The 12,680-nt window shown below is 55.2% G+C and carries 10 protein-coding genes; 6 read left to right on the top strand and 4 right to left on the bottom strand.

Going from position 1 to position 12,680, the window contains the following annotated elements; translation table 11 throughout:
* Positions 1 to 167 precede the first annotated feature (167 nt).
* Entirely contained in the window at positions 168 to 803 is a 636-nt protein-coding gene (locus RMS03_RS08290) for a GntR family transcriptional regulator (protein WP_310626604.1), read from the bottom strand.
* A 134-nt stretch (positions 804 to 937) separates the two neighbouring features.
* On the opposite strand from RMS03_RS08290, the gene scpA reads away from it, so the two are divergent.
* From scpA to RMS03_RS08260, 6 genes are all read left to right on the top strand, one after another.
* Complete coding sequence (gene scpA / locus RMS03_RS08285) at positions 938 to 3,115, top strand: methylmalonyl-CoA mutase (protein ID WP_310626603.1); 2,178 nt, start codon at positions 938 to 940, stop codon at positions 3,113 to 3,115.
* Positions 3,112 to 4,125 carry a methylmalonyl Co-A mutase-associated GTPase MeaB gene (gene meaB / locus RMS03_RS08280; RefSeq protein ID WP_310626602.1) on the top strand — a complete coding sequence of 338 codons (1,014 nt, stop codon included), beginning with the start codon at positions 3,112 to 3,114 and terminating at the stop codon, positions 4,123 to 4,125. The genes scpA and meaB overlap by 4 nt, the downstream gene beginning before the upstream one ends.
* Before the next feature lie 48 nt (positions 4,126 to 4,173).
* Positions 4,174 to 5,706 (top strand): acyl-CoA carboxylase subunit beta, encoded by a 1,533-nt coding sequence (locus RMS03_RS08275; RefSeq protein WP_310626601.1) that lies wholly within the window; start codon positions 4,174 to 4,176, stop codon positions 5,704 to 5,706.
* Between the two features lie 19 nt (positions 5,707 to 5,725).
* The gene (locus RMS03_RS08270; protein WP_310626600.1) at positions 5,726 to 6,466 is read left to right on the top strand and encodes a hypothetical protein; all 741 of its coding nucleotides are present in this window, start codon (positions 5,726 to 5,728) and stop codon (positions 6,464 to 6,466) included.
* 155 nt (positions 6,467 to 6,621) lie between these two features.
* Positions 6,622 to 8,670: an acetyl/propionyl/methylcrotonyl-CoA carboxylase subunit alpha gene (locus RMS03_RS08265; RefSeq protein ID WP_310626599.1), complete on the top strand. Its 2,049-nt coding sequence runs from the start codon at positions 6,622 to 6,624 to the stop codon at positions 8,668 to 8,670.
* Positions 8,671 to 9,162: a VOC family protein gene (locus RMS03_RS08260; protein WP_310626598.1), complete on the top strand. Its 492-nt coding sequence runs from the start codon at positions 8,671 to 8,673 to the stop codon at positions 9,160 to 9,162.
* Between the two features lies 1 nt (position 9,163).
* On the opposite strand, the gene RMS03_RS08255 is transcribed toward RMS03_RS08260, so the two are convergent.
* From RMS03_RS08255 to RMS03_RS08245, 3 genes are read right to left on the bottom strand one after another with little or no spacing between them, the layout of a single operon-like run.
* Positions 9,164 to 10,366 (bottom strand): MFS transporter, encoded by a 1,203-nt coding sequence (locus RMS03_RS08255; RefSeq protein WP_310626597.1) that lies wholly within the window; start codon positions 10,364 to 10,366, stop codon positions 9,164 to 9,166.
* A gap of 57 nt (positions 10,367 to 10,423) precedes the next feature.
* Positions 10,424 to 11,083 (bottom strand): electron transport complex subunit RsxB, encoded by a 660-nt coding sequence (gene rsxB, locus RMS03_RS08250; RefSeq protein WP_310626596.1) that lies wholly within the window; start codon positions 11,081 to 11,083, stop codon positions 10,424 to 10,426.
* On the bottom strand, positions 11,080 to 12,453 hold the full coding sequence (locus tag RMS03_RS08245; RefSeq protein WP_310626595.1) for a polyhydroxyalkanoate depolymerase: 1,374 nt from the start codon (positions 12,451 to 12,453) through the stop codon (positions 11,080 to 11,082). The genes rsxB and RMS03_RS08245 overlap by 4 nt, the downstream gene beginning before the upstream one ends.
* Positions 12,454 to 12,680 lie beyond the last annotated feature (227 nt).

Raw genomic sequence — 12,680 nt, 5'->3', positions numbered from 1 at the left:
CAAGGGGCCTGAGGGCAAAGGTGGGATGACGAAATGGGTCTCTTACGCCGAAAAATCGTGCTATCGACGCACACAATTGCACATCGTGAAGTCCGTAACAAGTCACGCTACAAATTCATGCGTTGTGCAGACCTTCCCTAAAGGTATGTCAGAAATTTGAGGGCGGCTTAGCTCGCGGCTTCCAGCCCGTTGGCAAAGTGCTCATTCATGCGCTGTACGCTCAAGGGCGCATTGCGTGCCAACAGCGCATCCATGATGGCTTGGTGTTCTTTAAGGGACTCTTCTAAGCGCCCGCTCTTGAACAGCGAGTTGTGGCGGTTGAGTTTCATCACCTTGCGCAAGTCGCCCACCATCTGATCGCGCCAACGGTTGTTGGCGATTTCTAGCAAGCGCATGTGAAAACGTTCGTTGATTTCAAAAAACTTTTTGCGGTTGGTCACCGCTGCACTGAGCTGCGTGTGCAACGCTTGCAATTCTTGCAGTTGTGCCTGCGTTGCTTCTTTGGCGACGACGCTCGCAGCATCAGACTCCAGCAAAGACAGCAGGTGGTACACATCGCGCTGGTCTTTTTCGTTGACCTCGGTCACATAGGCACCGCGTCGCACCTTCATGGTCACCAAGCCTTCGGCAGCCAATACCTTGAGGGCTTCTCGCATGGGCGTACGGCTGATGCCGTATTCCTCGGCCAAGCGCATCTCGTCAATCCAACTGCCTGGCTCTAACTCGGCCGCAAAAATGCGTTGACGAAGCAATTCGGCAACTTCTTCATACAGTGCGCGAGGGGTGAGGGTGACGGCAGCCATGGGTTTAAATTGTAAGCTCAGATAAGATTTTGAATCAATAATTATGAATGATATGATTCTTAAAAATCATCAAAACCCTAGGGTAACCTAGGGACTTATCGACCGCAAAAGCCCTATTTCACGAGTGATTTGCCATGAGTCAAAAGCCGACCGAATTCAATGCCGCCAATTTAGATGCGTGGGCCAAAGCCGCCGCCAAGTCAGCGCCCGGTGGCGATATCAACGCCTTGAACTGGAAGACCTTGGACGGCATCAGCGTCAAGCCGCTGTACACCGCCGAAGATACCCAAAACCTACCTTACGCTAACACCTTGCCCGGCTTCGAGCCCTATGTGCGTGGCCCACAAGCCACCATGTATGCGGTGCGTCCTTGGACGATTCGCCAGTACGCAGGCTTTTCTACTGCTGAAGAATCCAACGCGTTTTATCGCAAGGCCTTGGCTGCCGGCGGTCAAGGCGTGTCGGTGGCGTTTGACTTGGCCACGCACCGTGGCTATGACTCGGACCATCCCCGTGTGACGGGCGACGTGGGCAAGGCCGGTGTGGCGATTGATTCGGTCGAAGACATGAAGATTTTGTTCAACGAAATCCCCTTGGACAAAGTATCGGTCTCCATGACCATGAACGGCGCCGTGTTGCCCGTGCTGGCGGGCTACGTGGTGGCGGCTGAAGAGCAGGGCGTGAGCCAAGACTTGCTCTCGGGCACGATTCAGAATGACATTCTGAAAGAGTTCATGGTGCGCAACACCTACATCTACCCACCCGAGCCTTCGATGAAGATCATTGGCGACATCATTGGTTACACCGCCAAGAACATGCCTAAGTTCAACTCGATCTCGATTTCGGGTTACCACATGCAAGAAGCCGGTGCCAACCAAGCCTTGGAATTGGCCTTCACCTTGGCCGATGGCAAAGAGTATGTGAAGACCGCCATTGCTTCCGGCTTGGACGTGGACGCCTTCGCAGGCCGCTTGTCCTTCTTCTGGGCGGTGGGCATGAACTTCTATTTAGAAATCGCCAAAATGCGCGCAGCCCGCTTGCTGTGGTGCCGCATCATGAAGGGATTTGACGCCAAGACCCCCAAGAGCTTGATGCTGCGCACGCACAGCCAAACCTCTGGCTGGTCCCTCACCGAGCAAGACCCGTACAACAACGTGGTGCGTACCACCATCGAAGCCATGGCTGCCGTGTTCGGCGGTACCCAGTCGCTGCACACCAACTCGTTTGACGAAGCGATTGCACTGCCCACCGAATTCAGTTCGCGTATTGCCCGCAACACGCAGCTCATCATCCAAGAAGAAACCCACATCATCCACGTGATCGATCCATGGGCGGGCAGCTACATGATGGAGTCACTCACGCAAGAAATGGCCGACAAAGCGTGGGCCATCATCGAAGAAGTCGAAGCCATGGGCGGCATGACCAAGGCCGTCGACAGCGGCTGGGCCAAGTTGAAGATCGAAGCCGCTGCCGCTGAAAAGCAAGCCCGCATCGACTCTGGCAAAGACGTCATCGTGGGTGTGAACAAATACAAGCTGGCCAAAGAAGACCCGATCGAGACCTTGTCCATCGACAACGTGCGCGTGCGCGACGGCCAGATTGAACGCTTGCAAAAAATCAAAGCCACCCGCGACACCGCAAAAGTGCAAGCCGCGTTGGATGCGCTCACAGCTTCTGCCGCAAGCGGCGAGGGCAACTTGCTCGACTTGTCCATCAAAGCCATCCGCTTGCGTGCCACCGTGGGCGAGGTGAGTGATGCCCTTGAAAAAGTGTTTGGCCGCCACCGCGCCGACACGCAAAAGGTGACGGGCGTGTATGCCGCGGCCTACGACGACGGCGACAACGTGGGAGACACCATGGAATATTGGAACCAACTCAAAACCGACATCGCCGCGTTTGCCGACCAACAAGGCCGTCGCCCCCGTGTGATGATTTCTAAGCTCGGCCAAGACGGCCACGACCGTGGCGCCAAAGTGGTGGCCACCGCGTTTGCCGACCTCGGCTACGACGTGGACATGGGCCCCTTGTTCCAAACGCCGGAAGAGTGCGCGCGTCAAGCCATTGAAAACGACGTGCACGCCGTGGGCGTGTCCACCCTCGCCGCAGGCCACAAAACATTGGTGCCCGCCATCATTGCCGAGCTGAAGAAGCAAGGCGCCGACGACATCATTGTGTTCGTGGGCGGTGTGATTCCACGCCAAGACTACGACTTCTTGTACGAAGCCGGCGTGAAGGGCATCTATGGTCCAGGTACACCGATTCCTGTCAGCGCCAAAGATGTGTTGGAGCAAATCAAAAAGGCCATCGGGTGACCCCTGTGCAGTTGCTCGACAGCTTGCTGCACGGCAACTCTGCCGTGCAACGTCGCGCCATGGCCAAAGCCATCACTTTGCTGGAGTCAACGCGCACAGACCATCGCGCATTGGCCGATGATTTGCTCACCGCCATGTTGCCGCACACCGGCAAGTCGTTTCGTTTAGGCATCAGCGGTGTGCCAGGTGTGGGCAAGTCCACCTTCATCGAAGCCCTCGGCTTGTATTTGATTGGCCTTGGCCACCGCGTGGCGGTGTTGACCATTGACCCTTCCAGCACTGTCTCCGGCGGCTCTATCTTGGGCGACAAAACCCGCATGGAGTTTTTGAGCGTGCACGACCAAGCCTATATCCGCCCCAGCCCATCGAGTGGCACCTTGGGCGGTGTGGCCGAGAAAACCCGCGAGTCGATGCTGGTCTGCGAAGCTGCCGGCTACGACGTGGTGATCGTCGAAACTGTGGGCGTGGGCCAAAGCGAAACGGCCGTGGCCAGCATGACTGATATGTTTGTGCTGCTGCAATTGCCCAATGCGGGCGACGATTTGCAGGCCATCAAAAAAGGCGTGATGGAAATTGCCGATTTGGTGGTGATCAACAAAGCCGACATCGACGCCACAGCTGCCACCCGTGCGCAACTGCAAATCACCAGTGCCTTGCAGTTGTTGGGCATGCACGGCGGTTCGGGGCATGCGCACCGCAATACCGAGGTGTGGCATCCCAAAGTCGTGCAACTCAGCGCCTTGTTGAACCAAGGCGTGGACGCGTTTTGGGCCGCGGTGTGCGAGTTCAAAGCCTTGCAAACCCAAAACGGCCGCTTCTCTGAGCGCCGCCAAAACCAAGCCCTGGCGTGGATGTGGGAACGCGTCGACGCAGGCCTGAAACAAAATTTTCGGACGCAGCCACGTGTGCAAGCACTGCTGCCCCAACTCAGTCACCAAGTGGGCGCAGGGCAGTTGGCTGCTTCGACCGCCGCTCGTCAACTGCTCAACGCCTATGAATCGAAAAGCTAAGGCGTAAAGTGAATTTGAAATTTTCCTGAAGTAATAGAAAGAGCAATCATGGAAGACATCATCGAACAATTGGAAAAAAAGCGCGCTGCGGCCCGCTTAGGTGGCGGCCAAAAGCGCATTGACGCACAGCACGCCAAAGGCAAACTCACAGCACGCGAGCGCATCGAAGTGTTGTTGGATGAAGGCACGTTCGAAGAGTGGGACATGTTCGTCGAGCACCGTTGCACCGACTTCGGCATGGAAGACAACAAGATTCCCGGCGACGGCGTGGTCACCGGCTACGGCATGATCAACGGTCGCTTGGTGTTTGTGTTCAGCCAAGACTTCACCGTCTACGGTGGCGCATTGTCTGAAACGCACGCCGAGAAGATTTGCAAAATCATGGACCAAGCCATGAAAGTCGGCGCTCCCGTGATCGGCTTGAACGACTCGGGCGGTGCCCGTATTCAAGAAGGTGTGGCCTCGCTTGGCGGTTACGCTGAAGTGTTCCAGCGCAACGTCATGGCCAGCGGTGTGGTGCCTCAGATCAGCATGATCATGGGCCCATCCGCCGGTGGCGCGGTGTATTCGCCCGCGTTGACCGACTTCATCTTCATGGTCAAGGACACGTCCTACATGTTTGTGACCGGCCCCGAAGTGGTCAAGACCGTGACGCACGAAGAAGTGACGGCCGAGGAGTTGGGCGGGGCGTTGACGCACACCACCAAGAGCGGTGTGGCCGACATGGCGTTTGAGAACGACGTTGAAGCGCTGTTGATGTTGCGTCGCCTCTACAACTACTTGCCCCTGAACAACCGCGAAAAGGCCCCCGTGCGTGCCAGCGGCGACCCCGTGGATCGTTTGGATATGAGCCTCGACACCTTGGTGCCTGAGAACCCCAACAAAGCGTATGACATGAAGGAACTCATCGTCAAAACCGTGGACGATGGCGACTTCTTTGAACTGCAACCCGACTACGCCAAGAACATCCTGATCGGCTTCGCCCGCATGGAAGGCCAAACCGTCGGCATCGTGGCCAACCAGCCTTTGGTGCTGGCCGGTTGCCTGGACATCAAGAGCTCCATCAAGGCGGCGCGTTTTGTGCGCTTCTGTGACGCTTTCAATATCCCCGTCATCACTTTCGTGGACGTGCCTGGTTTCATGCCCGGCACTTCACAAGAGTTCGGCGGCATCATCAAGCACGGCGCCAAGCTGCTGTATGCGTACGCCGAGTGCACGGTACCAAAAATCACTGTCATCACTCGCAAGGCCTACGGCGGCGCGTACGACGTGATGGCGTCTAAGCACTTGCGTGGTGACGTGAACTTCGCTTGGCCAAACGCCGAAATCGCGGTGATGGGTGCCAAAGGCGCGGTGGAAATCATCTTCCGCGAAGACAAAGGCGACCCTGAAAAACTCGCCGCCAAAGAGGCCGAATACAAAGCCCGTTTTGCCAACCCCTTCGTGGCGGGCGCACGTGGGTTCATCGACGACGTGATCCAGCCGCACGAAACACGCAAGCGCATTTGCCGCTCGCTGGTCATGCTCAAAGACAAGAAGATTGAAAACCCGTGGCGCAAGCACGGGAATATTCCGTTGTAATCAGCTTGAGGAAAAGATAATGAACGCTTTGTTTCTACGGTATGTAGTCGTTTTTTATCTGACGGGATGGTTGATAGCAGGTTGTGGAGGAGGTGGGGGCGGGGGAAGCTCTAATGGAGCTGTAGACATTCGTTCGGTTGCCACTCTTTCGTACAGCGACCCGACCTTAACCACATTTGCATACGACCCTTGGACGCAAGTTCACCTGATTCCAACAGTCACAGGGGCATTGGGTTCGGCAACGAAAGCATTCTCAGCATATAACTTGCCTGATGGTTTGATAATAGACGCCTCGACTGGTGTTATCTCTGGATACCCTGCTCAGTTTCCAATAAGAGAGCAAAAACTTTTCATTGATATGACGGCTTCAGGCTTTTTCGGAAGTGTTGACTCCACTTATAAGTTAAGCGTGAGCGGATTTACTCAGACTGGCTCGGTAGGGGGAGGATTCACGCTCACCGATGCCTCTGGTGCTTCAGGAACGGTGGGTGTTGCTGGAACTATTGGCGCCGAAGCTCGCTATTACGCCCAGAAAACTGATGGTGCTTACATTGGAGAGCCGTATCCGCTAGGAGTGACGTTTAACTATGGGCTGATATCGTCAACAGCTTCTGGAGCAAGCATTAACGCTGGAACTGGCCAAATTAGCTGGACCCCTACTGCTGTTGGTAATTATCAAATTCAATGGTATTGCGATATCACTAAAGCTGGATATACGCGACGCTACACCAGTTTAGTTTTTAGTTTGAAAATAAGCTAATTATCTAACGATGAAGGAGGTCACCTTGACAAGGAGGCACTTGTCCTAAGGTTGATTTGAAGAGGTCGTAATTGAAAAATAGAACAGATAAAAGGAATTCACCGAGTACTGGTTGTAATTGGTTGAAGCCATTCTGTCCCTAAAGGAAAATTCAAATGTTTAAAAAGATACTGATTGCCAACCGAGGCGAAATTGCTTGCCGCGTCATCGCCACTGCTCACAAGATGGGCATCAAAACCGTGGCCGTTTATTCTGAAGCCGACAAGGAAGCACGTCATGTGCAACTGGCGGATGAAGCGGTGCTGTTAGGCCCAGCGCCTTCACGCGAGTCGTACCTTGTGGCCGACAAAATCATTGCGGCAGCGAAGGCCACGGGCGCACAAGCTATTCACCCTGGCTATGGTTTTTTGAGCGAGAACACCGACTTTGCCAAGCGTTGCGAAGAAGAGGGCATTGCCTTCATCGGCCCCAAGGCGCACTCCATCGCTGCCATGGGCGACAAAATCGCTTCTAAGAAATTGGCGCTCGAAGCCAAGGTCAACACCATCCCCGGCTACAACGACGCCATCGACACCGCAGAACAAGCGGTCGAGATTGCCAAAGGCATTGGCTACCCCGTCATGATCAAGGCTTCGGCTGGCGGTGGCGGCAAAGGTTTGCGCGTGGCGTTCAACGACAAAGAAGCCTTGGAAGGTTTCACGTCTTGCCGCAACGAGGCACGCAACAGCTTTGGTGATGACCGCGTGTTCATCGAAAAATACGTGCTCGAACCCCGTCACATTGAAATTCAAGTATTGGGCGATTCACACGGCAACGTGGTGTATTTGAACGAGCGTGAATGCTCCATCCAGCGTCGCCACCAAAAGGTGATCGAAGAGGCACCATCGCCTTTCATCAGTGATGCCACGCGCAAAGCCATGGGCGAGCAAGCGGTGGCTTTGGCCAAGGCGGTGAAGTACCAATCGGCAGGCACGGTGGAGTTCGTCGTCGGCAAAGACCAAGATTTTTACTTCCTTGAGATGAACACCCGTTTGCAGGTGGAACACCCGGTGACCGAAGCCATCACCGGCCTCGACTTGGTGGAGCAAATGATTCGCGTGGCCGCTGGCGAGAAGTTGGCCTTTGGCCAAGCTGACGTCAAGCGCGACGGTTGGGCCATTGAGTGCCGTATCAACGCCGAAGATCCCTTCCGTAACTTCTTGCCTTCGACGGGTCGTTTGGTGCGTTTCCAAACGCCGAAACAAAGCATGTTCCAAGGCAACACCGCTGACTTGTTCGGTGTGCGTGTGGACACCGGTGTGCAAGATGGCGGCGAGATCCCGATGTTCTACGACTCGATGATCGCCAAGCTCATCGTGCACGGCAAAGACCGCAACGAGGCGATTGCCAAAATGCGCGAAGCCTTGAATGGCTTTGTCATCCGTGGCATCAGCTCCAACATTCCATTCCAAGCCGCCTTGTTGGCCCATCCTCGCTTTGTCTCGGGTGACTTCAACACAGGTTTCATCGCCGAACAATACGCACAAGGCTTCCGCGCCGAAGACGTGCCGCATGACGACCACGACTTCCTCGCCGCTTTGGCCGCCTTCGTGCGCCGCAAGTCGCGCGAACGTGCGGCGGGCTTGAGCGGCCAGTTGCCTGGCTATGACGTGCAAGTGGGCCAAGACTACACCGTGGTCGAGTTGGGTCAAAACGGCGACAACCGCTATGTGCAAGTGCATGTGGATGAGTTCCCAGGCAAGCCCGGCGTGGCACAAATCACCATCGCAGGCAAAGCCTATGCTATCGAAAGCAAGTCACGCTTGAACGACATCCGCATTGAAGGCATGTGCAACGGCAAGCTCTTCACGGCACAAATCGAGCGTGGCACCTTGAAGAACCCCTTGGCTTTGCAAGTGCAACACAACGGCGCGCGCATTGAAGCCTTGGTGATGTCGCCACGCATGGCCGAGTTGCACAAACTCATGCCTTTCAAAGCACCACCAGACTTGAGCAAGTACGTGATTTCGCCAATGCCTGGCTTGTTGGTTGAAGTGTCTGTGATACCGGGCCAAAAAGTGCAAGCGGGTGAGCGCGTCGCCGTGATTGAAGCGATGAAGATGGAAAACGTGTTGTTTGCAGCGGCAGATGGCGTGGTCAAAAAAGTGGTGGCCGCCAAAGACGAGTCACTCACGGTGGATCAAATGATTGTGGAGTTCGAATAAATGAGCGCCGTCACCCGTCCATTCAAGGTGCTTGGTATTCAGCAAATCGCCATCGGTGGTACTGACAAGGGCCGCTTGAAAAAGCTGTGGGTGGACATGTTTGGCCTAGAAGTCACGGGCACGTTTCAAAGCGACCACGAGAACGTCGACGAAGACATCTGCGCCATCGGCGTGGGCCCCTTCAAGGTGGAAGTCGATTTGATGCAACCCATGGACATCGATAAAAAACCTGCGGTCCATGCCACGCCGTTGAACCATATTGGTTTGTGGATCGATGACTTGCCCGTCGCTGTGGAATGGCTCACATCACAAGGTGTGCGCTTTGCGCCCGGTGGTATTCGCAAAGGGGCGGCTGGCTTTGACATTACGTTCTTGCACCCCAAGGCGAACGATGAGTTTCCTATTGGTGGCGAAGGTGTGTTGATTGAATTGGTGCAAGCGCCGCCTGAAGTGGTAAAGGCCTTTGCAGCTTTGGCCGCTTCACACGCTTAACTCATTCGTGCATCGATACATGCTTGGCCAATTGGTGTGCCAACAAAGAAGCGCACGTGGCGACCACGGCACACAGCCAATAGTGCGTCACTTTGCCGCTGGCTTCACTTTGCAGCAGCAGGCCGCCCACCCAAGCAGCCACGCCCATCGAGAACGATTGCACCGCCCCATTGAGCGACATGAAGGTGCCGCGAAATTTGGGGTTGGCTGCCGAGGTGAGCAGAGCCATGCCGGGAATCATGCGTGCGTTCATGGCGAAGAACAAGGTGCTGGTCACCAACAGCACAACGTACAAAGGCAAAGGTTCTATCAACGTGATGGCAAACATCGGGATGATCGAGAACAACACCGCCCGTTGAAAGGTTTCGCGCTTGCCCAAACGGTCTGTGAGACCGCCCACCCAGCGCCCGCTGAACAGGGTGACTACGCCGCCACAAAAGTAAAGCCAAGGAATTTCGTGGGGTGCCATCACTTGGTTGTTTTGTAAATACAGCGTGATGTACGGAATGATGGTGAAGGCAGCAAACATCATGGTGGCCGATAAGAGCAAAGCCATGCGTTGGTTGTGCTCGCCCAGCACTTGGCCCATGGCGTGCAGCACGTGCTTGTCTTTGGCGTGGGCCACATGGGCGTCCAGCTTGGGCACGCTGTAGTAGGCCAACACGCCCACGGCAATGCACATGACGCCAATGGCAAAGAACGCTGTGTGCCAGCCCCACAAGTTAGCAAACAGCAAACCCGCAGGCACCCCCGCCACGGTAGCGACAGAGAACGAGGTCATCACAATGCCTGTCGCGCGACCACGGCGCTCGAACGGCACCACATCGCCAACGATGGTTTGGGTCATGGTGGACAGCACACCGCCAAAAAAGCCAGAGGCAACGCGAGCGGTCATCAGCCAGCCATAGGTGGGTGCAATACCGCATGCCACCGTGGTGAGTGCAAACAATACATACAGTGTGAGCAGCAGACGTTTACGGTCAAAGCGATCAATGAAGGTGGTGGCAAACAAGCCAGACAGTCCCGCTGCGACGGTGTACGCAGAGACCAACAAGCCGAACTCTGCAAAGCTGATGTCAAATAAGCTGGTGAGTTGTGGGCCCAGCGGCATCATGATCATGAAGTCCACGATGTGAGTGAACTGAATGCCGGCAAGCGATAAAAGAAGCAGAAGTTCTCTGCGGGCGGTGAAGTGTGTGTGCATTGAGATATCAGGTATCGCGCATGGGGCAGACGTTGCCCTTTCAAGATGCTCTGCCGATTAAGCTTTCGGGGCTTGGCGAGCTTTGGCTTTGGCCAGCACAGCTTCAATGATCGCACGTTTGCGACCCACCTCGGGTGCACGTTCTGTACCTTTGGTGTGCGTGGGCAAGTCTGCGAGTTTTGCCAAGGCTTTGGCTTGTAAGCGTTCCTCGTGTTCCGTGGTCTCACGCTTTAAGCGTGCTGTTCGTGCGTCATAGCGCTGACGTGCAAGGTCGGCCAGCGTTTGTGGCCAAGAGGCCCACCCACTCAGTTTGATGTCGATGGGCTCAAGAGAGATGCAGTCCACGGGGCAAGCAGGGATGCACAGCTCGCAACCTGTGCAGTAGTTTTCCACCACGGTGTGCATACGCTTGTTGGCACCCACGATGGCATCTGTTGGGCACGCCGCAATGCACAGTGTGCAACCGATGCACCAAGCCTCATCAATGATTGCAATGGTACGCGGCCCTTCTAAACCATTATCAGGGTTCAAGGGGATGACGGGCTGGCCGGTGAGGGCGGCTAAGCGGGCAACGCCTTCACTGCCGCCAGGCGGACACTGGTTGATACCAGCCTCGCCCTGCGCGATGGCTTGGGCATAACGCTGGCAGTCCGGGTAGCCACAGCGCGTGCATTGCGTTTGTGGCAGGGCTTGATTGAGTTGCTCGATCAGGCTCACTTTGGCGCAGGAACCACTTTTTTCGCGCTGGGCTTGGCCGCCACCTTTTTGGATGCAGGTGCAGTTTTTTTCACGGCCACGGCTACCTTCACATTTTTTCCTGCGGCTTTGTCGTGCTCCAAGATGAAGCTCTTGACGTGTGGGTAAACCACTTCACGCCAGCGACGGCCACTGAAAATACCGTAATGGCCCGCGCCCTTGGCTTCCAAGTGATGGTGCTCTTGGCGCACGATGCCGCTGCACAGCTTGTGTGCAGCTTCGGTTTGACCTGAGCCCGAGATGTCGTCGAGTTCACCTTCTACTGTCAACAAGGCCGTGGTGCGAATGTCTTGTGGGCGAACCAACTCGAGCTCGCCTTGTGGGTTTTTGATTTCCCAAGTGCCGCGTACCAGTTTGAACTCTTGGAACACCGTGTTGATGGTCTCTAAGTAGTAATCAGCGTCCATGTCGAGCACCGCGTTGTACTCGTCGTAAAAATCGCGGTGTGATTCCACGCTGGAGTTGTCACCTTTGATCAAGTCTTTGAAGTAGTCGTAATGGCTCTTCAAGTGGCGATCAGGGTTCATGGCTACAAAGCCCGTGTGTTGTAAGAAGCCGGGGTATACGCGACGGCCTGCACCGGGGAAGTTGTCGGGCACGCGGTAAATCACGTTGTTCTCAAACCAGCTGTGGCTCTTGTTCATCGCCAAGTTGTTCACGGCGGTGGGTGACTTGGTGGCGTCGATGGGGCCGCCCATCATGGTCATGGTGATAGGCGTTTTCTCGCCACGGCTAGCCATCAACGACACCGCTGCCAGCACCGGCACCGTGGGCTGACACACGCTCATGATGTGACAGTTACCGTATTTGGCTTGTAAATCACGGATGAACTCTTGCACGTAGTTCACATAGTCGTCGAGGTGGAATTCACCTTCGCTCAAGGGCACCAAACGTGCATTCTTCCAATCGGTGATGTAGACCTTGTGGTCTTTGAGCATGGTGCGCACAGTGTCGCGCAGCAAGGTGGCGTAGTGGCCAGACAGCGGCGCCACGATCAGCACCACAGGCTGCTCTTTGAGTTTGGTTAGGGTGGCGGCATCATCGGTGAAACGCTTGAAACGACGCAGCTCACAAAAAGGCTTGTCCATTTCGATGCGTTCGTGAATCGCCACTTCTGTACCTTCTACCTCGACCGACTTGATGCCAAACTGAGGCTTTTCGTAGTCTTTCCCCAGTCGGTACAGTAAGTCGTAACCTGCTGAAACCCTTTGTGCCATTGGGTTTTGGCCAATGTGGTTGTTGTTTTGCCCGTACAGTTTGGACGCGGCCTGTGCAAAGTCTGCGAACGGCTCCATTAGGCTACGTTGCGTTTCGAAGATTTGGTAAAGCATATCGTTGCCTCAAAAATGTTGCACTGCAATATAGCAGTTGTCTACACTCGAAAATGGAGTTTGTTCCCCAATTTCGGTTTATTCACGTTTGGCGGATTCAAGGACGAAGTGCAACACGCTTTAACGAGGCATGGAATACCTCGTGAGGTGTCTTGAATCCTAGTCGCTTTCTGGGGCGGTGATTCAATCGGTTTTCAATCATAGTCAATTCCTCATCCGTCACGGTT

Source organism: Limnohabitans sp. (assembly GCF_031538885.1).
Lineage (GTDB): Bacteria > Pseudomonadota > Gammaproteobacteria > Burkholderiales > Burkholderiaceae_C > Limnohabitans.
This window is presented reverse-complemented; position numbering and strand designations above follow the sequence as displayed.

Excerpts from the sequence above, each read along its gene's own strand:
- RMS03_RS08290 (WP_310626604.1), bottom strand. The coding sequence starts at position 803 with ATGGCTGCCGTCACCCTCACCCCTCGCGCACTGTATGAAGAAGTTGCC.
- scpA (WP_310626603.1), top strand. The coding sequence starts at position 938 with ATGAGTCAAAAGCCGACCGAATTCAATGCCGCCAATTTAGATGCGTGG.
- RMS03_RS08275 (WP_310626601.1), top strand. The coding sequence starts at position 4,174 with ATGGAAGACATCATCGAACAATTGGAAAAAAAGCGCGCTGCGGCCCGC.
- RMS03_RS08270 (WP_310626600.1), top strand. The coding sequence starts at position 5,726 with ATGAACGCTTTGTTTCTACGGTATGTAGTCGTTTTTTATCTGACGGGA.
- RMS03_RS08265 (WP_310626599.1), top strand. The coding sequence starts at position 6,622 with ATGTTTAAAAAGATACTGATTGCCAACCGAGGCGAAATTGCTTGCCGC.
- RMS03_RS08260 (WP_310626598.1), top strand. The coding sequence starts at position 8,671 with ATGAGCGCCGTCACCCGTCCATTCAAGGTGCTTGGTATTCAGCAAATC.
- RMS03_RS08255 (WP_310626597.1), bottom strand. The coding sequence starts at position 10,366 with ATGCACACACACTTCACCGCCCGCAGAGAACTTCTGCTTCTTTTATCG.
- RMS03_RS08245 (WP_310626595.1), bottom strand. The coding sequence starts at position 12,453 with ATGCTTTACCAAATCTTCGAAACGCAACGTAGCCTAATGGAGCCGTTC.